This is a genomic window from Curtobacterium sp. MCLR17_042 (assembly GCF_003234695.1).
GTDB lineage: Bacteria > Actinomycetota > Actinomycetes > Actinomycetales > Microbacteriaceae > Curtobacterium > Curtobacterium flaccumfaciens.
Window position 1 is genome coordinate 61,581 of record NZ_QKTD01000017.1, and the last position, 23,640, is coordinate 85,220.

General features: G+C 68.7%; 23 protein-coding genes. 4 read left to right on the forward strand and 19 right to left on the reverse strand.

Features of this window, described 5'->3' with window-relative positions; translation table 11 throughout:
• Positions 1-16 precede the first annotated feature (16 nt).
• The 14 genes from DEJ02_RS15505 to DEJ02_RS15570 all read right to left on the reverse strand — a co-directional run bounded on the left by DEJ02_RS15505 (position 17) and on the right by DEJ02_RS15570 (position 15,265).
• Entirely contained in the window at positions 17-940 is a 924-nt protein-coding gene (locus DEJ02_RS15505; RefSeq protein ID WP_181440392.1) for a beta-1,6-N-acetylglucosaminyltransferase, read from the reverse strand.
• 136 nt (positions 941-1,076) lie between these two features.
• Complete coding sequence (locus DEJ02_RS15510; RefSeq protein WP_146249306.1) at positions 1,077-2,531, reverse strand: oligosaccharide flippase family protein; 1,455 nt, start codon at positions 2,529-2,531, stop codon at positions 1,077-1,079.
• Positions 2,528-3,355, reverse strand: coding sequence for a hypothetical protein (locus DEJ02_RS15515; protein ID WP_111029783.1), 828 nt, complete (start codon positions 3,353-3,355; stop codon positions 2,528-2,530). The genes DEJ02_RS15510 and DEJ02_RS15515 overlap by 4 nt, the downstream gene beginning before the upstream one ends.
• Positions 3,356-3,498: 143 nt before the next feature.
• Positions 3,499-4,557 carry a glycosyltransferase gene (locus DEJ02_RS15520; protein ID WP_111033690.1) on the reverse strand — a complete coding sequence of 353 codons (1,059 nt, stop codon included), beginning with the start codon at positions 4,555-4,557 and terminating at the stop codon, positions 3,499-3,501.
• Between the two features lie 22 nt (positions 4,558-4,579).
• The gene (locus tag DEJ02_RS18760; protein WP_282818471.1) at positions 4,580-5,149 is read right to left on the reverse strand and encodes a DapH/DapD/GlmU-related protein; all 570 of its coding nucleotides are present in this window, start codon (positions 5,147-5,149) and stop codon (positions 4,580-4,582) included.
• The gene (locus DEJ02_RS15530) at positions 5,146-6,219 is read right to left on the reverse strand and encodes a glycosyltransferase (RefSeq protein WP_111033691.1); all 1,074 of its coding nucleotides are present in this window, start codon (positions 6,217-6,219) and stop codon (positions 5,146-5,148) included. The genes DEJ02_RS18760 and DEJ02_RS15530 overlap by 4 nt, the downstream gene beginning before the upstream one ends.
• Positions 6,216-7,517, reverse strand: coding sequence for a hypothetical protein (locus tag DEJ02_RS15535; RefSeq protein WP_111033692.1), 1,302 nt, complete (start codon positions 7,515-7,517; stop codon positions 6,216-6,218). The genes DEJ02_RS15530 and DEJ02_RS15535 overlap by 4 nt, the downstream gene beginning before the upstream one ends.
• On the reverse strand, positions 7,514-8,380 hold the full coding sequence (locus DEJ02_RS15540; RefSeq protein WP_111029779.1) for a glycosyltransferase family 2 protein: 867 nt from the start codon (positions 8,378-8,380) through the stop codon (positions 7,514-7,516). Before DEJ02_RS15540 ends, DEJ02_RS15535 begins: the two co-directional genes overlap by 4 nt.
• Complete coding sequence (locus tag DEJ02_RS15545) at positions 8,373-9,452, reverse strand: glycosyltransferase family 4 protein (RefSeq protein ID WP_181440393.1); 1,080 nt, start codon at positions 9,450-9,452, stop codon at positions 8,373-8,375. The genes DEJ02_RS15540 and DEJ02_RS15545 overlap by 8 nt, the downstream gene beginning before the upstream one ends.
• Positions 9,453-9,477: 25 nt before the next feature.
• Complete coding sequence (locus DEJ02_RS15550) at positions 9,478-10,572, reverse strand: glycosyltransferase family 4 protein (RefSeq protein ID WP_111033694.1); 1,095 nt, start codon at positions 10,570-10,572, stop codon at positions 9,478-9,480.
• The gene (locus tag DEJ02_RS15555; protein ID WP_111033695.1) at positions 10,565-11,371 is read right to left on the reverse strand and encodes a WecB/TagA/CpsF family glycosyltransferase; all 807 of its coding nucleotides are present in this window, start codon (positions 11,369-11,371) and stop codon (positions 10,565-10,567) included. Before DEJ02_RS15555 ends, DEJ02_RS15550 begins: the two co-directional genes overlap by 8 nt.
• A complete protein-coding gene (locus tag DEJ02_RS15560; RefSeq protein ID WP_258378756.1) occupies positions 11,372-12,838 on the reverse strand; it encodes a sugar transferase in 1,467 nt (488 codons plus the stop codon). It abuts the gene before it with no gap.
• 13 nt (positions 12,839-12,851) lie between these two features.
• Complete coding sequence (locus DEJ02_RS15565) at positions 12,852-13,799, reverse strand: hypothetical protein (RefSeq protein WP_111033697.1); 948 nt, start codon at positions 13,797-13,799, stop codon at positions 12,852-12,854.
• Between the two features lie 14 nt (positions 13,800-13,813).
• On the reverse strand, positions 13,814-15,265 hold the full coding sequence (locus tag DEJ02_RS15570; protein ID WP_110864273.1) for a polysaccharide biosynthesis tyrosine autokinase: 1,452 nt from the start codon (positions 15,263-15,265) through the stop codon (positions 13,814-13,816).
• Positions 15,266-15,417: 152 nt separating this feature from the next.
• On the opposite strand from DEJ02_RS15570, the gene DEJ02_RS15575 reads away from it, so the two are divergent.
• Complete coding sequence (locus DEJ02_RS15575; RefSeq protein ID WP_111033698.1) at positions 15,418-16,140, forward strand: type II CAAX prenyl endopeptidase Rce1 family protein; 723 nt, start codon at positions 15,418-15,420, stop codon at positions 16,138-16,140.
• 74 nt (positions 16,141-16,214) lie between these two features.
• Positions 16,215-17,498 carry a PP2C family protein-serine/threonine phosphatase gene (locus DEJ02_RS15580; protein ID WP_111033699.1) on the forward strand — a complete coding sequence of 428 codons (1,284 nt, stop codon included), beginning with the start codon at positions 16,215-16,217 and terminating at the stop codon, positions 17,496-17,498.
• A 177-nt stretch (positions 17,499-17,675) separates the two neighbouring features.
• On the opposite strand, the gene DEJ02_RS15585 is transcribed toward DEJ02_RS15580, so the two are convergent.
• A complete protein-coding gene (locus DEJ02_RS15585; RefSeq protein WP_139196581.1) occupies positions 17,676-18,314 on the reverse strand; it encodes a TetR/AcrR family transcriptional regulator in 639 nt (212 codons plus the stop codon).
• A 207-nt stretch (positions 18,315-18,521) separates the two neighbouring features.
• Here DEJ02_RS15585 and DEJ02_RS18765 point away from each other — a divergent pair, with 207 nt between their 5' ends.
• Positions 18,522-19,373, forward strand: a complete 852-nt coding sequence (locus DEJ02_RS18765) for a GDSL-type esterase/lipase family protein (RefSeq protein WP_146249307.1) — start codon at positions 18,522-18,524, stop codon at positions 19,371-19,373.
• A gap of 32 nt (positions 19,374-19,405) precedes the next feature.
• The gene (locus DEJ02_RS15600) at positions 19,406-19,900 is read left to right on the forward strand and encodes a hypothetical protein (RefSeq protein ID WP_111033702.1); all 495 of its coding nucleotides are present in this window, start codon (positions 19,406-19,408) and stop codon (positions 19,898-19,900) included.
• 31 nt (positions 19,901-19,931) lie between these two features.
• Here DEJ02_RS15600 and DEJ02_RS15605 read toward each other — a convergent pair whose 3' ends face one another.
• The 4 genes from DEJ02_RS15605 to DEJ02_RS15620 form a co-directional block, all read right to left on the reverse strand.
• A complete protein-coding gene (locus tag DEJ02_RS15605; RefSeq protein ID WP_111033703.1) occupies positions 19,932-20,603 on the reverse strand; it encodes a response regulator transcription factor in 672 nt (223 codons plus the stop codon).
• Positions 20,600-21,958 carry a sensor histidine kinase gene (locus DEJ02_RS15610; protein WP_111033704.1) on the reverse strand — a complete coding sequence of 453 codons (1,359 nt, stop codon included), beginning with the start codon at positions 21,956-21,958 and terminating at the stop codon, positions 20,600-20,602. The genes DEJ02_RS15605 and DEJ02_RS15610 overlap by 4 nt, the downstream gene beginning before the upstream one ends.
• On the reverse strand, positions 21,945-22,919 hold the full coding sequence (locus tag DEJ02_RS15615) for a CPBP family intramembrane glutamic endopeptidase (RefSeq protein ID WP_111033705.1): 975 nt from the start codon (positions 22,917-22,919) through the stop codon (positions 21,945-21,947). Before DEJ02_RS15615 ends, DEJ02_RS15610 begins: the two co-directional genes overlap by 14 nt.
• Before the next feature lie 153 nt (positions 22,920-23,072).
• Entirely contained in the window at positions 23,073-23,564 is a 492-nt protein-coding gene (locus tag DEJ02_RS15620) for an SRPBCC family protein (RefSeq protein WP_111033706.1), read from the reverse strand.
• Positions 23,565-23,640 lie beyond the last annotated feature (76 nt).

Consider the following 23,640-nt stretch of genomic DNA (forward strand, 5'->3'; position numbering starts at 1 on the left):
TCCCGTCCTCACGTCGTTAGTTGGAGCGCGCGGCGGTCAGCCGCTCGGTCTTGATCTTGGTGCGAAGACCAGTGCTTGGTCCGGTCACGATCTTCCGGATGAAGAAGGCATCGGAGGACGCCACTTCCGGCCAATCCTCTTCGGTGAACACCCGGATGAGAGTCGGGTCGATCAGGTGAAGGTTGGCGTATCGCCAGTTCCCCGGGCCGACGTAGTCCTCGAAGCCGCCTGCTGGCGTCGCCGAAGCGAAGCGGGTGCACATGACCAGGGATTGGTAGAACTTCTCCTCCGGGCAGAATATCGCTGCGAAGTAGCGCTCGATCTCCGGCGTCACCAGGGCTTCCATCTCGCGGAGACACGATGCTGTCACCGCGAAGTGCGTACCGCCGTGACCAACGCGCAGCCCGCGCGGGAGAGCCGGAGGTCGCTTCACGCTGAAGGGGCCGTCGATGAGCCGGATGATCCCGTTACGGAGCTTTCGGAGAGCTTTGTTACCGGTCCGGGTCGACAAGAGACGCATGTCACGGTGGTGATGCCGGTCGACTTGACTACGGTACTTCTCTTCACTCGCCGAGATTTCGAATGCGCGGAGGAACTGCCGACCCTGGTGCTCCTCCAGGTGGGCAATCAAGTGGTCGACGGTACGGAGTGGGTAGTCAGACCCGGAGAGCAGGACGAGGTAGTCGTCGTCGTCCGCGAACTCGAGTCCGTGCCGAACGAGGGCTCGGATCGCACGGACCTGCGAGTAGCCACCCCAGTTGACCTGCACCCTGTCCCTCACCATCCGGACGTTGGCACAGTCCTCGACAGCGACTGCGAACGGGGACAGATCGACCTTCGCGTCAACGTGCACGATCACTTCGTGCGGTGACAGCGCTTCGACGAGTTCCCGGAGGTGTTCCGCGTCCTGGAAGGTGTAGACGAGGAAGATCGGTTTCACAGCCGCCCCTTCGTGATCGAGAGGGATCAACCGGAACATCCGACCTCTCGGCCCCCTGATCGGCTGAATCTACCGTACGAGCGTCAGCGAAGACCGCCAGACCGAACTCCTTTGCGTCCCGTGGAGGTTCCGAGCCTCACGGCGCACCTTCGCCGCGACGACCGAGAATCCCCCGGCGGTGGAGGATCTCCAGTGGCGGGAAGGATCGACGCGTCAAGCCCACCCATGCAGCGAGGGCAGCAAGGCCGATGAGTCCTACCGCCACGCGGACGGGGCCGACGCCGAAATCGTGGAACAGCACCACGAGTGAGCCGTAGAGAACCAGGGCGAATCCCGCTGGCTGTGCGTACCCGAGCGCGAGTTGCCGGAAGCCGAGCGCTCGGACGCGTTGCGCCTGGATGATGTGGACCACGTGCCGACCGATCATCGCCGCGATGAGTGCTAAGAGGGCGAAGACGTACTGCTGATGGACCACGACCATCGCGACGCCGACAGCACTGATGACGAAGGCGACGGCCTCGGACAGCCAGATCGCTTTGAACAGCGCCGCGGACTCGAGGGCGCCGGCGAGGAGGATCATCAACGGTTGCACGGCTCCCAGCACCGCGAGCAGCGGCAGGATTTGGCCTGCGAGTTCCCACCCCGGCCCGAGCGCGAGGTGGACGACTTCCGGTCCTACTCCAGCGATGACGGCACCGATTGGCAGGGTGAGCCATGCGACCAGGGTCAGCATGTCCAGCCACACGGCTTTCGCATCCGACGTGCCGACCTCGTAGCGACGGAATTCCGGGTAGATCACCTGCATCAGCGCGTTCTGCAGCTGCGAGAACGGGACCGTTGACAGGACATCTGCCCGGTTCCATGCCCCGAGCACGCCGGCTCCGACGAACTGGCTCACGCTCCACCGCGGAGCGTTGCCGGAGATGTACTGGAAGACAGATACTGCGACGAGCTTGGTGCTGAACCGAACGTTGTCCGATCGGAGGGCGAGCCGCCCCGGAACCAGAGCGCCGCGGAGCCGGGTGGCCGCCCAGAGCAGGGTGCCCCACTGTCCGATGATTGCGGACACGGCGAGTGATTCCGGGCTTCGGAAGAGGAGCACGGCTCCGGCACCCGCGACCATTCCGACGACGTTGGAACAGAAGGTGGCGATCGCCATCTCACGAAAAGCGCCTTGGCGGCGCAGAAGGCCCGTACTCAGGCTGAGGAACGGCATCACCAGCGCGCTCACGGCGAGGAGACGAACAGCACCGGCGGCCTGCGGAGCGCCCCAGAATGCGCTCCAGAGATCGGCTGTGACCAAGGTGAAGAGGGCAGCCGCCACTCCGAGGAGCAGGGCGTAGGTCGCGAGGGGCCGTGTCGACGAACGTTCCGCATCAGGTGCACGAGCGGCCGTCTGCGACAGTCCACCGGACCCCAGGAGGTTGACGAGCGCCGCGATGGAGAGCGCAACGCTGTACGCACCGAAGACGCCCGGAGCAGCGAGCCTCGACGTCAGGGCCGCGTAGCCGAGTTGCACGACGACGGTGAGGAGTTGCAGCCCGTAGACCCATGACGCCCCCGCCATGAGGCGTCGCCCGTTCGAGGTCACGAAGGGGCACCGGCGACCAGACGGCCGAGACGAGCGATGTCGAGGCCTTCGTCAGCCTGGTACGCAAGCCAGCGGCCGGAGTCGGGCACATGGTGCCACCAGGGGGTCCGGGCGATGACAGGTGCACGCGACACGAGCGCGGCGAGGAAACCGAACGAACTCGGTGCCGCTACGACCACCCGAGCTGCCGCGATCTCGATGAAGTCCTGATCGCGCTGCCCTCCGTCACTGATCGACACTCCGACGCGCTCCAGGTCGCGCAGGTCCGCAGCATCTCCCGACGTGAAGAGCCTGATCGGCATGCTGCTGAGTGCTGGCACGCCCCTGATCTCGTTGATCAGGCCTTGGTAGTAGTCGAGACCGATCCAGCGGTCGGGATGCGACTGAGGACCGATGTCGCCGCGGCGGGCGTGGACAGCGATGTAGTCCGCCTCCGACTCGAGGCTCCGGAGTTGATCGCCGAGGTATCCTCCGAGGACTGCACGTCGGAGCGGTTCTGCAGCCGGCGTTTGGTCCCAGCGACGCTGGTCCAAGGCCAGGCGCCCGATCCACGGACGGCTCGAACGAGGTGCTGCACGGCTCGTCGATTCTTGGAGAGCGTGAAGCGACCAATCGTCGGTCTCGAACCCAGTCGCGGCGAGGCGCTGCTCGAGCACGTTCCCGGACGGTGCGGCAGCGGTCAGCTGCGCCAGGTCGAAGAGCCCCTTCGTGTCCTTCGTCACTTCCCCACCGAGGTACGGCACCCCGAGATCGGCGGACCAGAGGTACCCCGCAATCCACGTCGACAGCTGATGGCCGAGATCGGGGTACGGATCGATGCGCACACGGAGTCCGAGCAAGTTTCGCGGAGGTGTCCAGCCCCCGGGCGCAGTTCGGCCATCACTCTTCCTGCGGAGCTCCTTGGCGTTCTTGCCCCGCTCGATCCGAAGCGAAGCACGCAGGGGAAGCGTACTGATCGGTCCGATCCTCACAGCCGTCCTCCCGTCGTCCGGTCCCAGACTGCGCGGGCGTCCGCTGGGTCGATCCACCGCGTGCGCCAGTTCAGCATCTGGACCATGAGATCGTCCTGCCGAAAGTTCTCGTCAGCGAAGCGACGACCCGCGGCGATCGAGTCGAGGCGGTCGTTCGTGGTGGTCTCGGCCAGCACCTGCTCGATGGAACCGATGAGGGCCTCCGGCGTCCGTCCGCGCAACAGGAATCTGCTGCTGCTCGCGGGGAAGATCTCGCCGTATCCGGGGTGTTCGGTCGTCGCATGGATCGACCCTGCAGCCAACGAGATGGGCAGCCTGTTCGAGAAGTAGGACGCTTCGCCCGCGAAGTGATCCCAGTTGGCGCTGACCCAGCCTGAGGTGATGGCCTCGTCTTGCGCTTCGAAGGGCACGGGCCCCTTGGCCGTCGTTCCCTCCCAGCCTCTCCCGAAGACAGCGAGCCGGTCTCCGAAGTGCTGCTGCATCAACTCGACGAATCGAATGCGTTCCCGCCAGTCCGGCAGACCTCGGAGCCGAGGACGATTCCGATTGGCGACGATGACGACGTCGTACGGGCGGTCCTTCCGGATCGGTCGGTCGAAGTTGGCGCTCCTCGTCGGTTCGTAGGCCGAGGGGATCCAGCGGACGTCGGCGCTCCCCGCCCTCCGGAAGTTCTCGCTGAACCCGCTGCTCCCCACGGTGAATACGACGTCCGCGGCCCTGCCTGCCGCCTTCGCTTCGGGAGGGATCGGATGGAGGTACCTCGAGTAGGGATCAGCCTCGTGGTAGATGAAATCACCAGGACAGGCTGCGCGCAGGGCCGCGAAGTGCTGCCGACGCAGTCCGGTGTGTCCGAGGTGCTGCATGAGCAGGATGTCCGGGCGGAAATCCGACACCCGTCGCACGAGCTCCTCCCGGTGACGCTCGGCATCTCCACCGTTCCGGATCGCGTCCAGGACGCTGAAGGTCGCGAGTGAAGCGACGCGACCGGCCCTGACCAGGGCTTCCAGCGGATCACGGAAGCCGAGCTGGCGGAAACCGCCGAACTCGTTCGGCACGTAGAAGATCCGTGGAGACGATTCAGACATCGGGTGCACCTGCCGCCTCGTCAACGGCGAGCCGGACACCCTGTCCTCGCAAGGCGTCCCAGTGCGCGCTCAGTTCTCCTTCGCGGAATCGAGGCCTGAGGACCTTCGCCGGGTTGCCGGCGACGACCGTGTTCGCCTCGACGTCCTGCGTGACGACTGAGCCAGCCGCGATGACGGAGCTGTCCCCGACCGTGACGCCGGACAAGATGATCGCTCCGAACCCGATCCAGACGTCACTTCCGATCGTCGTGACGGCGCTGAGGGCCGGAGTGTCACCCACCCAAGGACTCGCGGTGATGGGGACCCCCACGACAGTCATGTCGTGATCACGTCGACCGATGATGGCCGCCCGATTGGCGATGAGAACCGCGTCGCCGATGCTGCCGTCGACTTCGATACGGACGTCGGACCCGAGATGGACATCCGAGCCGATGGTCAGCGACGTCGGCGCCCAGAGACGGACGCGTGCGCCGAAGCGCAGGCCGCGCTCGCACGCCACGGTCGTCGGCAGCGCCCGGAACCACCGCCGCCGCCGGATGCCTGTCAGCACTCCTCGGATCACGGGGCAGCCCTTCTTCGTCGTCTGGTGGTGGTGGTGGTGGCTCGGTACACCGCCGTGTACTCGGCGACTCCCCTGGAGGCATGGAAGTCGATCGTCGGACCGCTACTCGCCACGGCTCCCGCGCGGAGACGTTCGCTCCACTTCGCCGGTTCCCGGTCTGCGAGTGCGACGACACCACTCTGCCCCACGGCCCACCGGAGCCCCGGAACGTCCGAAACGATCGCGGGCAGGCCGACGACCAACGCTTCAGCAAGCGCAACAGGCATGCCCTCGTGACGGCTGGGCATCGCGAACACGCGCCCAGCGACGAGCGCTGCTCCCGGATCCGCTACCCCGCGAGCGACGAGGAGTCCCGCTCGCTCGAGTCGTTCGAGGAGTTCCCCTTCAACGGGCCCGGCATCTTCTTCGGAACCGACGTGGGCAACGCGGAGGTTCCCGAGGAGCGCTGCCTCGAGTGCCACTTCGTGGTTCTTGATCCTCGAGCAGTTCCCGACGATGACGATCGGGGCCGAGGGCGCCACCGCCGCTTCGGCACGCTGCCTCGCCAGATCGAAGAACCGGTCCTCCACCCAGTTGTAGATCACCTGGGGCCGACGGCCGAAGCGCGTCTCATTCTCCGCCACGTCAGGGCTCGGAGCGATGAGAGCGCTGACCAACCGGTCAGCGACGAGCGCCTGCGCGGCACGACGGACAAACCACCGACCGCGCGCGTCGAACACGTTGTGGATGGTCCTCACGACGGGCAGTCGCCGGTTCAGCCTCCGGAAAGCGAGCACCGTCTGCAAGTACCGGCCCTCGGTGTGGATGTGGACGACATCCGGTTCGACGTCAGCGAGGAGGCGTCGCAGCACCTCGCGCCCAGCGGCGGTGTGCAACGCGCGGTCGGTGGTGGTCACCGAGTAGCCAGCGTCCCGGATCGCGCTCTCGAACGGGTGATGGAGGCCCACGCCGAGGACATGACCGTCGACACCCGCCGCTTCGAACTCCTGTGCTCCGGAGACGAGCATTCGCTCCATGCCACTCGGTTTGAGTTCCCCGAGGACGTGCAGGACCCGAATCCCGGGCTTCACCTGTGCACCTCAAGCCGCCGGGAGCCATGGAGCGCGGGCTTCTGCGGGGAGATCGCCTCGGGGAAGTCTCGGTCGAGGAACGCCAGGGCGAGGGGCAGACAGGTCCACCACTGCCACGAGTACGTCCATCCGTAGACGAGGAAGCACACGAGAACGGCAGTCAGGAAGACATCTCGCTTGGCCCTGAACCCGGCGAAGAACCGGGGCAGGAAGATGACCAACATCGCGCCGAGCCCGATCAGCCCCTCCCGCAGGTACACCGTGACGTACCAATTGTGTGGAGCGAAGACCACCCATCGGCCGACACCCTCGAACCTGCCGAACCCGTGGCCGAAGGGTGCTCCGAACAGGACGGTCAGCACGCCCTCGCCCACCGATTGCACGATGAGCCCGATCCAGCTCGTGAGTCGCGCGGAGTACGTTCCGGTGTTCGATGCTGAGCCGGCGAACTCAGCCACGATGCTGCTCGTCGACGACTGGGCTGCCGACACCAGGACGCCCCCGACGAGGAGCACACCGAAGAGCAGCACGAGCTTCTGGCGAAGAGCACGAGGTCCGCGGACCAGGAGGACGAGTGCGACTGCAAGGGCCGTCAACCAGACAGTCCGCTGCTGACTGACGATCACGAACACCATGAACAAGCCGAACAACCAGACCCAGCGCGATTGCGCATTGCGCTGCCAGAGCCGGAGAGCAAGAACCGCACAGAGCGTGAGGAGCAGGGCTTGCCCCGAGACCAGAGGCCGGCCAGTCTGGCTGAGTTCTCCGCTGACGAGAACGAAGTCGGCGGTCCCGCCCAACCCGTACCGCGCGACGTGGTACAGGCCCACGACGCACAGTCCGACGCCCTGCACGATGACGAGGAACTTCTCCGCGTAGACGACCTCGGATTGCGGCCAGGGACGCGTCACCGCCCAGAACACGATGCCGAGGACGTACAAGAAGCCACGTGCTTCGTTCACGGCGACGCCGAGGCCGAAGGTCGCGATCCCCTGAACGAGCGAGATGGCGAGCAGTGCGACGAGCACCGCACCAGCGATGACAGCAACAGGTGGGAAACGCCGGACCACCGCCCGAGCGTCCAGGAGTCCCGCGACGATCAGGCTCACCGCTAGCCCGTCGCCAAGGGTGATGGTCGTACCTCCGAAAGTGCCGATCGTTCCGAAGTTCGGGTACTCCCATGCCGTCACGGCGTACAAGGACGCGACCCAGTAGACGACGCGCGGCTGCATCCGCACCAGACCGATCGCGAGGACCATGAAGATGATCGCCACGACGAGGAAGAGCAAGGTCGTCATCGGCTTGCTCCTTCGCCGCGCGCTGTCCGACGGAGGGCCCGAATCCACCAGAGCGCGTAGGACGCTGTGTAGAAGAACCACCACGAGCGTGCACTGTGCCGGCGCAGGTAACGCCGCAGCGAGCGCGGATTGCCCGCCCCTTTCTGACTGGTGAAGGACCGCCAGGCGGTGATGAGGGATCGGTGCGAGACGGTCGGGTTCCGGCTGCAGTAACCGACGGTGCCCCCGGTCACCCAGATCGGCACACCTGCCGAGGTCGCCCGCATCCCGTAATCGACATCCGCGTACGCGTGACTGAATCCTCCGTCGATCGATCCGACCGCCCGAGCGACATGGACGGGTAGGAGCACGATGTTGCCGTTGAACGCGTCGACTCGCTTCGCTTCCTCGACGAGTCCTGACGGCTCGACGAGAGCGAACGAGAGCGGGTGGACACCCGCGCGCCGGAGACCTCCGTAGGTCAGCTCGCCCGAAACAGCGTCGACGGTACTCCCGATGAGGATGCCATCCGGGAGGCGTGATGCTGCTTCGAACAGTGCCCGGAGCCCCGAGCGCTCGAGCTGGACATCGTCGTTGAACCAGAGCAACCAGTCGTCGTCCCGGACGTCGTCCCGTGCCAGCACCGCTGCCTCTGCAGTGGCCATGGACAGCGCCCAGAAAGCCGAGCCGTCACCTTGCAGCACCGTCAGTCGATCCACGGCGGCGGTGGCTTGCGCGATGGTGTCGTCTGACGAACCGTCGTCGAACAACGTCACGTCGTACTCGACACCCGCACCGGAAGCCGCCTCGTGGAGCGACCGCAACGCGTTTCCGGTGGTCTCAGCGCGGTTGTGGCTGGCCACGATCACGTGCAACTTACTCATCGTCGTCCTTGATCGCTTCCTTCAGCCCGCCGTGGAAATACTGCGCCATGTTCTCGATGGAGTACTTCTGAGATGCCCGGCGGCAGCTGTCTTGCATTGTCGCAAGTGCCTGTCGATCGCGAAGGAGCGTCACGATAGACCGGGCGGCGTCCTCCACACCATCAGACACGACGCAGGTCCGGCCTGGCTCGAGGTACCCGAACTCCGGTCCGTGCAGGGAAGAGGCGAGCGTGACGATCGGCCGGCCTGCTGCGAGGCTGTCGATTGCTGTCAAGCCGACTCGACCTGGAAGCAGGAGCAACTCGCTTTCGAAGAGCATCGACGCTTTCGCGCGTCCTGACACGGGGCCACGATAGTCGAGCCACGGAAAACGGTCAGCAGCGGACTGGACCGCACCTCGAAGCCGTCCGTCGCCCCCGACCGCCAGGCGGAAGGCAGGATCCGCACGGTGTGCGGCCTCTCCGATCGCGATCAGCTCGGATATCTTCTTGCTGGCGTCGAGCCCGCCGATGAAGCAGACCAGGTGCGCCGACGTCGTTGTCTGAACGGATCGAAGGTCCTCCTGTAGCTGCCCCACGTCGATGCTGTTGTACAAGATCGTGGTACGCCGTGGATCCCTACCGATCTCGGCTGCCCACTCGGCACCGGAAGGCGTGTACGCAAAGAACCAGGCGGCCTTTCGCGTGATCAGGCGGCTGTACAGGCGTTCGAAGCGGGACGGCACCTTCACGACGTCAGCACCGTGACCCCACAGCGCTGTCTTCCGCGCGGTGCGGGGCCAGAGGAGCAACACTGGGACGTCGAGATTCCGTCGGGCCTGCTCCACGACGATGAGGTCTGCTCGCCAGACGTCGCGAGGCAGAGCGCGGATGGTCAGTCGCTTCCCGAGCAAGTTCAGCTCCCGCTGCCGGATCTTCCGCAACCACGGGCGGGTGCGAATGCCGTCTCGTCGTTGTGCGAGAGTGCCCGCTGGTTCTCCTGCGAAGACAGTGAGCTCATCGCCCTCCGCCGACAGCGCCGCCGCCAACCTGTCGAAGAGTGGCGCACGGTATTCCGGGACGTACTCCTGCACGATCGCGAATCGTCGGCCCGCCACGTCACACACCTCGCTCGAGGAGCGCGACCCATGCGGCGCTGTACTGGGCGAGTCCGAAGCGCTCACGCGAGGTTGCGAGGGCTCCGGCTGCGAGGCGTTCGCGATCACGCTGTGACGACAGGATCTCCCGACAACGTTCGGACGCCGCATCCCAGTCACCCAAGCCGACGAGGAATCCGTTCTTGCCGTCTTCGATGACATCGCGAAGGCCTCCGACGTCGTAGGCGACGACCGGAACACCCAACCGCATCGCTTCCAACACGGTCAACGGTTGTGCCTCGTAGCGGTAGGTGCTGGGGAAGACGAGCACGGCTGCTGTCGAGAGAACATCGTCGCGGTCCTCATCGAACCGAGCACCCGTGAAGTCCACTCGATGGCGAACGTGCGGGTCGAGGAGCGCACGGAGACCGTCGAGGTACTCGTCCGACGAAGCACGCCCGATCACGACCGCGCGCGATCCCGGCGTGCTGTCCAGGCATCGGTTCGCGATGCGCATGAAGTCCTCCGCACCCTTGCCGGGGATGAGGTTCGACAGAAAGACGATTGACGATGCTTCGGCCACAGGTGTGGCTTTCCGCTGCCGCTCCGGCACGGCGTTGGGGATCGTGCGGATCGAGTCGTTGAACCGCCGTACGTCAGCGACCATCGACTCCCCGAGGACGACCACGGACGCAGCACCGCCGAGGAGGAGAGCGACCCCGCGGCGTTGTCCTGCGCCTCGGTCAGCGAGTTCCTGGTACCCCGACGTGTGCACGTACGCGATGTAGGGACGGCGCAGCACCTGGAGCGTTGCGCTCATCATCACATCCACCCAGAACGATGGCGGCCGGTTGGTGGTGAAGAACACCACCGCCGCTCCTCGGTTGCGTCGGAGGGCGTTCCCGAGTCGCAACAGAAGCGAGAAAGCGCTGAGGATCTTCTTGAGGCTCGTACCGCCGATCTCGTCGACTGACTTGCTGAAGCGACGATCCACGAGGACCGCCCGCAGGCCGGAGCGGTGAAGTACCTCCAGGAACGTCCGCGTCATGATGGTCGATCCGTGCACCGGTGGAGGAAGCTGGCTGATCACCACGACGTCCGCGCTTGCCTCAGCCACGTCGTCTCCGAAGGGCGAGGAGCAGGAACTTCACGTTGCCCAGCAAGTACCGTCGCCAGAGGCGTCGTGGCTCACGGAAGAGCCGGTACAACCATTCCAGGCCCGTCCGGCGCCACAGTCTCGGAGCTTCGACCACGTCTCCGGACACGAAGTTGAAGGCGGCTCCAACCGCCAACACGACTGCGGGGTGCCGCTCGGCGAGTCGCTGGACCTCGTAGTCCTGCTTGGGAGTCCCGATACCGACCCACAGCATGTTCGCCCCCGACTCCCGGATCAACGAGTCGATCAGTTCTCGATCGCTCGTTCCGAAGTCAGTGAACGGCGGGCTGAACGACCCCACCACCACTGCGTCGGGGTAGTCCCGCGCGATCGCGCTTTCGAGACGGGCCAGCGAAGCATCACTTCCGCCGAGAAGGAAGTGCCGGATGCCGTGCGACGGGTTCGACGAAAGCAGCTCACGGAACGCATCTGGACCACGCAGATGTGCCACCTGGCCACTCGTCCGACGGGCAATCCAAGCGAGGGGCGTCCCATCGGCGATGTTCAGCCCGTCCGACTGGAACAAGCGCAAGTAGCGCTCGTCAGCGGTCAACGAGACGGTGTAGGCGTTGACGAAATGGACCGGCACGCCTGCGTCGTCCAGGTGATCGGCGATGAGTCTGAGCTCGTCGAGGATCTTCGAGCCGGGTATCGCGACCAGTGGTACGCCCGCGGCACGCACCGTGGGAAGAGCCAGCAGGGTGTCGCGGGGAGTGGCTTCGTCCCCGCCGTCGGGCCGGACGTCGTTGTGATCAACCATCTAGTACGCACCCCGGCTGTTGGCGATTGCCTTGAAGGTCTTCCAGAGGATCAGGAGGTCGGCCACGATCGACCAGTTCTCCACGTAGTACAGATCGAGCCGCACCGAATCCTCCCATGACAGGTCGGATCGACCGCTCACCTGCCACAGGCCGGTCATGCCGGGCTTCACCAGGAAGCGGCGGTGGACGTGCGTGTCGTAGCGGGCGACCTCACGCGCCAGCGGCGGTCGGGGTCCGACGAGGGACATGCTGCCGGCCAGGACGTTGAACAGCTGCGGCACCTCGTCAAGGCTGTAGCGGCGCATGAACCCGCCGACCCGGGTGACCCGGGGGTCGTTCCGCATCTTGAACAGGACGTCGTTGCCCTCGGCCCGGTCGAGTGCGCTGAGCTCCTGCAGGCGTTCCTCGGCGTCGACGACCATCGATCGGAACTTGATCATCCGGAAGGTGCTGCCGTTCAGCCCGACGCGCTCCTGCCGGAAGAAGACCGGACCGGTCGAGGTCGTCTTCACCAGCACGGCGAGCACGAGCAGCAGCGGCGACAGGACGACGACGAGCAGCGCTGCGCCGACCAGGTCGAAGGCGCGCTTCGTGTAGAGCTTGCGCCCCGAGTAGGTCGGCGTCTCGACGTGGATGAGTGGCAGGCCCTGCACCGGCCGGGTGTGGATGCGGGGACCACCGATGTCGGTCAGGCTCGGCGCGACCACCAGGTGCTGCCTGCCCGGCTCGAGCGACCAGCTGAGCTCGCGGACGCGCTCCGGCGGCAGGTCGTCGGAACTCGTGATCACGACGGTGTCGGCGCCGGTCTCGCGCAGCGCGGAGCCGACGTCGTCGAAGCCGCCGTGGCTCTGGATGGTCGAACCCGCCAGCAGACCTCGGTGGTTCGTCGACACGACCGCCCCGACCACGCGGTAGCCGGCTTCGGGGGAACGCGCGAGTTCGCGGCCGATGTGCAGCACACTGGCCGGAGACCCGACGAGCAGCACGGTCGCCGAGTACGCGCCCTGCTGACGCTGGGCCACGAGCCACTGGCGCCAGATCCACCGCGACAGCAGGAGGACGAGGATCCCGATCGGGAACGCGATGAGCACGTACCCGCGAGCCAGGTCGACGTGCAGCAGGAACGCCGCGATCGCGAGCAGGCCGAACACGCGGACGCTGGAGTCAGCGACCAGGCGGTACTCGGTACTGCCGACGCCGATCACCCGCGCACCGCGGGTGTCGTACAGGGCGAGCGCGCTCATCCACACGACGATCACGACGATGGAGATCGCGGAGTAGCTGAGCCGCAGGTCGGCGGTGTTGGTCGCCAGGTTCGATTCGAGCCCGAGCCAGGCGATCTGCACACCGAAGACCACCCAGATCAGCGCCAGCAGGTCGGTGAACAGCACGCGGCGCGAGTACGTGCGGCTCCACTCGTCGGTGGCGCCGACGGCGCGCGGTGCGCGGAGCGCATCCGTCGTCACGAGGACGACCCGGTCACCACGTCGCGCCGCCGTCCGACGAGACCCGGACGGTCTTGCCGTCCCACAGCCACACGTCCTGGCCGGCACGGTCGATGGTGACGGTGTTGTCGGTGTCCGCACCGTCGGCACAGCCGATCGGTGTGGTCGACGACGAGGGCGTCACGTCCGACGCGGACATGGTCTCGATCTGCACGCCGTCGCACGCTGCTGCACCGACGCGGGCGAGCGTGTAGTTGCCACCGTCGACGCCGATCGAACGGACGCCTCCCATCGGCACGTCGACCCAGGCGGCATCGCCGGTGCGCCACTCGAGCTGGCCGTCGCAGATGACGACCGCGGTCTTCTCGCCCTGGAACGCGTCGATCGGGTCGCCGCACGGCGCCTGCTCCGTCCCGCTCGCGAGCACGACACCGTCGGTGCTGATGCCGGCGCCGGCGGCGCCGGGCGCCCCGGCTTCCCACGTCACGCCGGCGTCGGTGCTGGTCCGCGCCGTCGTGGTGCAGTCGTCGCCGACACTCACCAGGACCGAGAGCTCCGCACTGGAGGCCCGGATCGCCATGAGCGATCCGACATCCGTCCCGAGTCCCACCGGGACCCACGTCGCCCCACCGTCCACGGAGTGTTCCAGCACCGGCCGCGGGCCGCCGCACGACCCACCGGACGCGCGCCACGCCTCCTGGCCGTCGACCGCTGCCAGCAGGCGGCGACCCTGCTGCTTGATGGAGGCGGCGTCTGCGTCGGCAGACGCACTCGGTCGCGGTGTCTCGCGCCGGTCGGGCGTTCCCGAGAAGGTGGGGATGGGGCCGGCGGGTCCGTTCTCCTCGGGCGCTGTCCGGCCCAGGGCGAGCGCGACGAGCACGACGTCGACGACGATCAGCGCCACCACCACGACGGCCACCAGGATGAACGTGGTCCGGGGCAGTGCGCGGCCGAGGCTTCGGGTCCCCCGGCGATTCTTCATCTGATCGGCCCCGTTCAGCGCCCGGCGCGGCGGAGCACGCCCAGCTTCTTGCCGGAACGCTTCGGCGGGTGCGTCGACGTGGTCACGGTGTTGTCGTCCTCGTCGTGGCCGTAGCTGTAGCCGTAGCCGTAGCGGCCGTGGCCGTAGGCGCCCGGGCCCTTCAGCGGCATCTTCGTCAGGACGAAGCCGGAGACCGGGGCCCCGACGTTCTCGAGGGTGGCGACGGCCGCGGCGAGCTGACCCTTCAGCGTCTGTCCCGAGGCGACCGCGACGATCGCGCCGGAGGCCTTCTTGGCCAGGATCGCCGCGTCGGTGACGGGCAGCAGCGGCGGGGCGTCGAACAGGACGTAGTCGAACTGCTGCTCGAGCAGGTCGATCAGGTCCTGCATCGCGCGCGAGCCGAGCAGCTCGGACGGGTTCGGCGGGATCTGACCCGCGGGCAGGACGACGAGCTTGCCGCGGCCCCACGGGTGGGCGACGTCCTCCAGGTCGGCGCGGCCGATCAGCACGTCGGTCAGGCCGGCGTTGCTCTCGACGTCCATGTACTCGGCGACACGGGGGCGGCGCAGGTCGGCGTCGATCAGGATGACGCGGAACCCGGCGCTGTCCAGGGCGATCGCCAGGTTCGCGACGGTGGTGCTCTTGCCCTCGGACTGCATCGACGACGTCATGACGAAGGTGCGGGCACCGGTTCCGATGTCGAGGAACTGCAGGTTGGTGCGGAGCGTGCGGAACGACTCGGCACGGGGGCTGCGCGGGTCGACCTGCACGATGAGCGGACGTTCGGCGGCCTTCGCGTCGAAGGCGATCCCGCCGACGACCGGCTTGTCGCTGATCTTCTCGACGTCGAGTTCGGTGCGGATCCGGTTGTCCAGGGTCTGGCGCAGCACGGCGATGCCGATGCCCAGGGCGAGCCCGACGAGCAGACCGAGCGCCACGTTGACGGGCACGTTCGGGCTGACGGGGACGCTCGGCACGTCGGCCTGCTTCACGCGGGTGAGCTTGACGGTGCTCTTGCCGCTCGCGTCGGTGGCCTCGATGTCCTGCACGACGTTGGTCAGGCTCTGCGAGGTCGCGTTCGCGATGTCGGCGGCCTGCACCGGGTCGGTGCCCTCCACCGAGATGGAGATGAGGGTCGTGCTCGTCGGCGCCGTCGCCGACACCATCGTCGCGAGCTGGTCCGCGTTCATGTCGAGCTTGAGCGACGAGATGACCGGCAGCAGCACGATCGGCGTCGACACCAGGTTCGAGTACGTCAGCACCCGCTGCTGGGTGAACGTGTTGCCCTGCGCCAGGTCACTGGCGCTGCCGGACGTCTCCGTGGAGACGAAGACCTGCGCCGATGCCGAGTAGACCGGCTTCTTCAGCAGGGAGAACCCTGCGGCTGCGGCCACTCCCACCAGGGCGAGTACGACGATCAGCACCCATCCCTTGCGGAGCACCGTGATGTAGTCGCGGAGTTCCACGCCTTTGCCTTCCCCGATCATGGCCGTCCCCGTGGTCCCGACACAGGCACGCCGGGGTACTCCCAGCGCACGGCATACAAATAGTGCCACAGGAACGAGTACTGCTCGCGGGAAGTCGCCATCCGCCGCGCGGTGTCCTCTACGGTGGCCCCATGCGCTCCGAGCCGGCCACGACCACCACCGAGCCCAGCGTGCGGCGACAGCGGGACCTCATCGTCATCCTCGTCGCACTCGGCGTCGCCGTGATCCTGACCCGGATCGTCGGACAGGTCACCCGGACTGGGGGCATCCCCTCGCCGGTCCTGCAGGTGCTCGCCGCGGACGCAGCCGTGTGGGTGCCGCTCGTCGTCGCGGCCGCCGTGGTGCTCCGTCGGACCCCGCGATCGGCGATGGTGTCGCGGCTCCGGCTCGACCTGGGGATCGTGGTCTTCGCGATCGGCATCGTGATCGTGTGCCGCGCAGTGGACGTCGTCATGTCGCTCGCGTTCACCGGGTCGACCGGGCTGGTCCCCGCACCGTCCCTCGGCACGCCGGACGTCGGGCTGCTGCTCGTGTCCGCGATCGGCATCGTCATCGTGAGCCCGGTGCTCGAAGAAGTGGTGTTCCGCGGGCTGTTCCAGCGCCGGCTCGCCGCCGAGCTCACGCCCCGCACCCGGTTCCTCGCGGTGCTGGTCACGGCGTTCCTGTTCGCGCTGCTCCACCTGCTGCTCGGTGCGGGCGGCACGTCGCTCGGCGGGTTCCAGGTGTTCGTGACCACGTTCTTGCTCGGCCTGCTCACCGGCACGCTCGTCGCGATGACCGACCGCATCGGCGGTGCGATCCTGGCGCACGTGTTGTTCAACGCGGTCGCGGTCGTCGCCACCTGGCCGCGCTGAGCGGCCAGGGCCGCGTCCCCAGATCGGGTCAGGGGCGGTCGCTCAGCCGCGCGGACCACTAGCCTGCACTGAGCATGACTCGCCCAACCAGCATCGTCGACAACCCTCTCGTCCGTCAGGCTCCGATCAGCAGCCTGTTGGCGCTGTCGGCGTTCCTGAGCGTCGTGATGCCGACGCTGGCGATCACCCAGCACCACCTGTTCGTCGCGAGCGTGGTGGGCGTGGTGGTCGCGACGCTGATGAGCGCGATCCCCACGCTGGTGCGCCGCGCGGCCTGGGTGGTGCCGGTCCTGCTCACCGTCGACTTCCTGACGATCGCGCTGCTGCGCACCGGAACGGGCTCCGGCTCCTCGCTGTTCACGGCGATCGTGGTGCTCCCGGTGGTCTGGTGGGCCTCGCTCGAGGGCCGTCGCACCGTGTTCTTCGCGATCGCGGGCATCGTGGTCGTGATCCTCGCCCCGTACGTCCTGACCCCGTCCGACGCGCCCGGCGCGAGTGAACTCGTCCGTCTGGGCATCCTCGTCGTCGTGTTCGGCACCGTCGCCGTCGTCGTGCACGAGCTCTCCCGCCGGGACCGACGGAGTCTGCGGTCCGCCGAGGCGCGCGAGGGCAAGGTCCGCGCCGAGATCGACCGGGCAGCAGCGGTGCAGCGCTCCCTGCTCCCGACGACGACCGGCCGCATCACCGAGGACGTCGTCGTCGCCGGCGCCTGCCTGCCGGCCCGGAGCGTCGGTGGCGACTTCTTCGACTGGTACCCGACGCCGACCGGCGTGGCGGTGAGCCTCGGTGACGTCATGGGCAAGGGCGTCGGTGCGGGGCTGATCGCGGCCGCGGTGCGCGCGACACTGCGCAGCGCCCGGACCGTCGAGGACCCCGGCGAGGCGCTGAAGCGGGCCTCCGACGGGCTGACCGCAGAGGGTGTCGGACCCGACCTCGCCTTCACCACGCTGTTCCACGCCCGGATCTCCGACGACGGCACCCTCCAGTGGGCCGATGCCGGGCACGGGCTGAGCTTCGTCCTGCGGGCCGACGGACACGTCGACCGGCTGCGCTCCGGCGACATGCCGCTCGGGCTCGGCATCCGCGAGGAGTGGGCGACGACCGACGGCACTCTCGAACCGGGCGACCTGCTCGTCTCGTTCAGCGACGGTGTGCTCGACCTGTACGACGACCTGGACGACACGATCGACTCCGTCGCCGCGATCGCCCGCGCCGGCCGCGACCCGCACGCGGTCGTCCTCGCGCTGTCGGCCCGCGCCGACGAGGTGCCGCACGACGACGACGTCACGGTGATCGCGATCCGCCGGCAGCCGGTCGAGGTGGACACCGAGCGACCGCTCGCGATGCACGCGGACTGACGGCGCGGAACAAGCGCACGGCGCACGGTGCGGAACCCACGTCCGTCGCGCAGAGGTTGGTACGCGCCGCCGCTCGAACCCGAATCGTGCGGCGACGCGTGCAGACGGTGAGCGTCTGCCCTCGGACGCCCTAGCGTCCTCGGTCTGTGGGGGCGGCCCGACGAGCCACCCGGAGGGTCAACCGACCCGGGCGAGGTCCCAGACGGGCGGCACGTACGCGCGGGACCAGCCCTCGCGCAGGCGCGTCACGGCGCGGTCGAAGGCCTCGAGCAGGTCCATCTCCGGTCGCACCATGGACTGCAGCTGCAGCCCCTCGTAGGTCGCGAGCAGCTGCTCCGAGCCGCGGGCCGGTTCCATCGTGCTCGGCTCACGCCCGAGCAGGACGTCCCGCTCCAGCGCGTGCTGCACGAAGGCGTGGAACCGTCGCCACCGGGCGTGCAGCATCGGTGCGAGCGGGTGCTCAGGCGATGCCGCGATGTTCAGCGTCGCCGTCAGGAACCGCATGAGCGACGGGTCGGCCACGTTCGCGGTGACGATCGCGCGAAGGAACCGGATGGTGCCGTGCTGCTCGGCCAGGGGCATGAGCGGCACGGTGCGCTCCTCGTTCCACCGGTCGATGGTCGCCAGCAGCAGGCCGTCCCAGCTCGGGAACGTCCGGCCGACGACGTCGGTGTCCACCCCGGCCGCAGCCGCGACGACCTCGGGGGTCACCTCGTGCAGCGGACGGGAACGCAGCGCCGTGATCATCCCGTGGATGACCTCACCCCGCAGGGCGGGGTCGTCGGGGGTGGTCACCGGCGGCGTTTCGATGTGCATGCATACACTGCACCAGCCCGACGCGTCCGCGCACAGTCCCCCGAACGGGAACGTGCGTTCCCCGGACAGGATCCGGCGTCGTGTAGCACAGGGAACGATCTGTCTGTCCGCGCAGCGCGAGCCGTCAGCGCCCCCAGACCTGGGGGACGATGACATGTCACGGAACTTCTAGGGTGGTGAAGTTCGCACCCGAAACGAAAGCTCACGTTGCCTCACCACCAGCGCTCCTCCCGCCTGCCCTTCATCGCCGCAGCCGCATCCGTCGCCGTCTTCGCCGGCACCCTGCTCGCCGCAGTCCCGAACACCGCGACCGCCGTGGAGGGAACCGGGACGAGCGCCCCCACCCCCGCGCCGACCGACGTTCCGGCACCATCCCCGACCACGGAGCCGACGAGCCAGCCGAGCCAGCCCACGCCCGTTCCGACCAGCGCCCCGACGCCGAGCACCGCCCCGACGGCCACGCCGAAACCGGTGCCGACCCCGACGCCTGCGCCGACACCGAGCAAGCTGACGTTCACCTACGCCGGCGACTCGCTCACGGCCATGGACGCCTCGTGGATGCGGCAGCTGAAGGACCCGACGATGGCCAACGTCGGGGGCACCTCGATCGGAGGAGCCACCTCGACGCGGATCCTCGAACGGAGCTCGGCGCACGATGCCGACGTCCTCGTCGTGATGGCCGGCACGAACGACCTGCGCTACGGGTACAGCACGAAGTCGATCCTGAACAACATCGACAAGATCACGAAGAAGGTCGGCGCGCGCCACGTCGTGATCGCCGCGATCGCCCCGTCGAACATCACGAACTACAGCAAGAAGCACATCGACCGCCGCAAGCAGGGCGAGATCCTGAACCGCGACCTGCAGAACCACGCACTCACCCGCGGCTGGATGTTCGTCGACCCGTGGGCAGCCGACCGCCGGCTCGACGGCGGCTGGCCGTCCTCGCGCACGTACGACGGCGTCCACCCGACGGTCGCGATGTCGAAGAAGGTCTCGGTCCGGATGCAGCAGGCGATCCACATCGCCGCAGAGGGCGCCAAGGGCGCAGCGGGCTAGCCCCCGGTCGCGTCGTGAGCCATACTCGCCCCATGCAGTGGGGACGGATCGCACCGGTCGTGGCACTCGTCGTGGTGCTCGGCGGCACCCTGGCGGGCTGCGCCCCCGAAGTCGGCAGCGGCACCGGCGCCCCCACGAACTCGAGCAACGACGACAACGTGCAGAGCACCGGGTGCACCGACTACGTCCAGCTGAAGACCCCGGCCGAACGCCGCGACGCCGCTGAACTCGTCGTCGACGCCGACGTCACCAAGACCGACCGCACCGTGGAACCGCAGGGCATCTACGAGGTGTACGAGGCGACGGTCACCGACGTCACGAAGGGTGACGCCGTCGCCCCCGGCGACACGATCCAGGTGATCAGCACGTCGGACCAGTGCGAGACGAGCGGCGAACCGGTCGAGTACCTCTCGGGCGACCCCCTCGCCGACGAGGGCGCCTTCCGCCTGTACCTGTCCCACGACGGAGACGACGACGTCTGGCAGCTCGTCGTCCCCGGCGCCACCGAGCCGCAGCCCGCCGGCTGACGCCGGAGCCCGCCGGCTGACACCTGGGCCGCTACGGCTGCTTCGGCACCGTCACGATCCGGTTCTGGTACGCCCACACCACGGCCTGCAGCCGCGACCGCACCCCGAGCTTCGGCAGCATCCGCGCCAGGTGCGACTTGACGGTCGACACCTCGAGCACCAGGGCTGCCGCGATCTCCTCGTTCGACATCCCCTGCGCCAGCAGCAGGAGCACCTCGCGCTCGCGAGCGGTCAGCACGCCGTCGGCCCGGTCGCCGGACACCGGCTGCAGGCTCCGCCGTGACACGAACTCCCGCAGCACCCGCCGGGTCAGGGCCTGGTCGAGCGTGCCGTTGCCGGCGGCGACCTGCCGCACGGCGTCGACGATGGTGTCCGGCTCGGCGTCCTTGAGCAGGAACCCGGAGGCCCCGGCCTCGAGCGCCCCGAACACGTAGTCGTCCAGGTCGAACGTCGTCAGCATGAGCGCGGGGATCGCCGGATCGGCGTCCGGTGCGCAGAAGATCCGGGCGAGTTCGATGCCGTTCATCACCGGCATCCGGATGTCGAGGCAGGCGACGTCGGGTCGCGTCTCGCGCGCCAGCGCGAGCGCCTCGCCGCCGTCGGCGGCCACGCCGACCACCTCGATGTCCGGCTCCGCACCGAGGAGCGCGGACACCCCGGCGCGGACCAGGGGCTGGTCGTCCGCGACCAGCACGCGGATCACGCGACCACCCCGGGGCCGTCGGCGGCCTGCGCGGGTGCGGCAGGTGCCTCCCGGCCGAGCGCCAGCTCCACCAGCCATCCGCCGGTCGCGGTCGGGCCGGTCTGGAGGCGCGCCCCGACCAGGTCCGCCCGCTCGCGCATCCCCCGCAGGCCGTTGCCGCCCGAGGGAGAGGTCCCCGCTGCCGGCACGGTGGCCGGTGCGTTCTCCACCCGGATCACCACGCGGGTCGCGTCGCGGTCGTCGATGGTGACGGTGCACGGGGCGGACGGGGCGTGCAGGGCGGCGTTGGCCAGCGCCTCCTGGACGGTGCGGTAGGCGGCGAGCTGGGCGAGCGGGCCGACGCCGTCGGCCAGCGGACGGTCCCCCGGCAGCACGTCGAGCCGGACGTCGCTGCGGAACCGGGCACGTTCGGCCAGGTCGACGATCCCGGCGACCGTCTCGACGGCGCGCTCGGCAGGGGCGTCGTCGCGGAGCAGGCCGACCAGGCGGCGGAGGTCCTCGAGCACGGCGGTGCTCTGCTCCCGGACCTGGCGGGCACCCTCGTGGGCACGCTCCGGGTCCGCGTCGATCTGCCGGTCGATGACGGCGGCCATCAGTGCGATGCCGGACAGGTGGTGCGCGGCGATGTCGTGGAGCTCACGGGCCATCGCGGCACGTTCGCGGGACACCGCGGCGTCGACCAGGGCGTCCTGCTCACGGTTCACGGCGCTGGCCTCGGCGGTGCGGGCGACGCGGACCTCGCGGCGGGACTGCACGAGCAGGGTGACCAGCAGGGGCAGGCCGACCGCGCCGATCGCCTGCAGCACGCCCTGCCCGAGCGAGCCGGACACGGCGGCTGTGGTGTCACCGGCGACCGCCAGCACCACATTGCCGGCTGCCACCAGGGCAGCGGCGACCACGAGTGTCGGCCACAGGCGGGCCAGCGGGACGCGGAGCGCGGCGAGGACGACGGCGACGACCACGGGCAGTGCGGTGAGGCCGAACAGGTCGGACGACTGCGGGGCGAGCGCCGCGACCACCACCGGCAGGGCGGCGACCACGATCAGCACGGTGCGCGGTGCGCGACGGGCGGCGAGCAGGGCGGCCGACTGGGCAAGCAGGCCGAGGGCCAAGACGGTCCAGGCGCCCGAGAACATTGCAGGGACCCCCAGTGCCAGGGCGGGGCCGTCCGGTTCGAGGCTGTCCAGGGGCGGCAGGCCGAGCAGCAGTCCGAGGGCGACGACGGCCGTGCCGAGGGCGACGAAGACGTCGACGCGGCGGGCGCGCAGCGCTGCCGGCTCGCGCTGCGCTGCCGGCTCGCGCTGCGCTGCCGGCTCGGCCGGTGCGCGCAGCGCGTCGTGCTCAGCGGGTGCCATCGTTGGATCCTACGAGGCGGGCGCGGGTGGGGACCGGTGCGTCGAGGGGCAGGGCGCGTCGGGCGGGGTCGTAGCCCAGGCGGCCGCGGGTCACGGCGAGCAGCACCACGGCGGCGATCGTCGACATGATCGTCAGGCCGATCATCAGCGTGCCGGCGGTCATGCTCGGGTACATCTCGGGGAACAGCGTCGAGATCGTGTTGTTCACGCCGACGTGCAGCAGCAGGGCCAGGGGCAGGCTCTCGCGGGTCTTGTTGAAGACCTGGATCATCACGACGTTGAAGGTGATGGTGAACAGGGCGAACACGACGGGCTCGCTCCAGTGCGCGTTCGGCCAGCCACCCCAGTCGCTGAAGTACAGCGGCATGTGCCAGAGCGCCCAGATCGGGCCGAGGATCGCTGCGGCGCCGAGGCCTCCGAAGCGGTGCTGCAGGCGGGGCAGGGCGAAGTCGCGCCAGCCGGGCTCCTCGCTCAGGCCGGTCGAGAACAGCTGGATGACCAGCCCGGGCACGAGCATGGCGAAGGCCAGGGCCGAGGGGGCCCGCACGTCACCACCGGCGAACGGCAGCGCGGACACGACGATCAGGGCCGGCACGACGACGAGCGCCAGCGCGTACCAGTACCAGGCGACCCGCCAGCGGAACAGCCGTCCCACCCAGCGGCGGAGCCCCGCGCGACCGTCGGCGACCGCGGTGACGATGAACGCGCTGCCCAACGGGCCGAGGAGCGCCCCGGGCAGGACGCCCGTGAACTGTCCGCTGCCCAGGACCTCGGGGAAGTGGATGTCCCACACGCCCATGCCGTGCGGCGACAGGATGTACGGCACCCACGCGAGCCAGCTCAGGCCGAGTGCCATGGTGAAGAAGGACACGAGCGGGTGCCGGGCGATGAGGCCGCGGACACCCCCTCGGTCGCGGGCTGCGGTGCCGGCGGTGGGCCGGACTTCGGTGGTGTTCGTCATGCAGACGACGCTAGGAAACCGGGCGCTCGGGGACGACCGGCTTCGGGATGCACCTGCGGGAGTTCCATCGAAGGATGCAAGTGCCGGTCGGCCGGTTCGGCACTCCTGAACGCGCCGTCGTCGTGCGCAGACGCCGGCGTCTCGCGGGTCCGGTCAGGCAGCGCGCTGTGCGGCCACGTGGGCCAGGACGACGGGGTCCTCGCAGCCGCGGGCGAACCCCAGGATGCGCCGGTCGATGTCCCGCTGCAGCACCAGCACGCCGATGCGCTCGGCGATAGGCGCGAGCCACTTCGGCCGGCACGTGAAGTTGTAGCGCCAGACCGCGAGCGTGTGTCCGGGCTGCCCCTCGGCCGCCGTGAAGCGCCAGCCCCCGCCCATGCGCTCGAAGAACCACGAGCCCTTCGTCATCTTCATCCCCACGTTCGACGGCGGGTGGTACGAGACGTACTCGCTCTCCATCGCCAGCCCGAACCGCTGCACCGTGTACGTGCGGACGCCCTTCGCCGGCACGGTCGCGCCGTCCATCAGGTGCTGGCGGCGGATGAAGGGGTCCCACCGCTTGCGGATCGCTCCCTGTGTCTGCGAGACGGCGAACGCCACGTCGGGCTCGACCGGGATGACGCAGCGGGACTCGACGACGGGCATGAGTCATCCTCGCACGTGGCGGTCGCGCGGGCCTCCCCCACGCGGCGGACGTCAGGCCCGGTGCCGACCGGCACCG

What these genes read in the sequence shown, in the direction of transcription:
- DEJ02_RS15535 (WP_111033692.1), bottom strand. Translation starts at nt 7,517, where the DNA reads ATGACGACCTTGCTCTTCCTCGTCGTGGCGATCATCTTCATGGTCCTC.
- DEJ02_RS15540 (WP_111029779.1), bottom strand. Translation starts at nt 8,380, where the DNA reads ATGAGTAAGTTGCACGTGATCGTGGCCAGCCACAACCGCGCTGAGACC.
- DEJ02_RS15555 (WP_111033695.1), bottom strand. Translation starts at nt 11,371, where the DNA reads ATGGTTGATCACAACGACGTCCGGCCCGACGGCGGGGACGAAGCCACT.
- DEJ02_RS15565 (WP_111033697.1), bottom strand. Translation starts at nt 13,799, where the DNA reads ATGAAGAATCGCCGGGGGACCCGAAGCCTCGGCCGCGCACTGCCCCGG.
- DEJ02_RS15575 (WP_111033698.1), top strand. Translation starts at nt 15,418, where the DNA reads ATGCGCTCCGAGCCGGCCACGACCACCACCGAGCCCAGCGTGCGGCGA.
- DEJ02_RS15580 (WP_111033699.1), top strand. Translation starts at nt 16,215, where the DNA reads ATGACTCGCCCAACCAGCATCGTCGACAACCCTCTCGTCCGTCAGGCT.
- DEJ02_RS15585 (WP_139196581.1), bottom strand. Translation starts at nt 18,314, where the DNA reads ATGCACATCGAAACGCCGCCGGTGACCACCCCCGACGACCCCGCCCTG.
- DEJ02_RS15600 (WP_111033702.1), top strand. Translation starts at nt 19,406, where the DNA reads ATGCAGTGGGGACGGATCGCACCGGTCGTGGCACTCGTCGTGGTGCTC.
- DEJ02_RS15610 (WP_111033704.1), bottom strand. Translation starts at nt 21,958, where the DNA reads ATGGCACCCGCTGAGCACGACGCGCTGCGCGCACCGGCCGAGCCGGCA.
- DEJ02_RS15615 (WP_111033705.1), bottom strand. Translation starts at nt 22,919, where the DNA reads ATGACGAACACCACCGAAGTCCGGCCCACCGCCGGCACCGCAGCCCGC.
- DEJ02_RS15620 (WP_111033706.1), bottom strand. Translation starts at nt 23,564, where the DNA reads ATGCCCGTCGTCGAGTCCCGCTGCGTCATCCCGGTCGAGCCCGACGTG.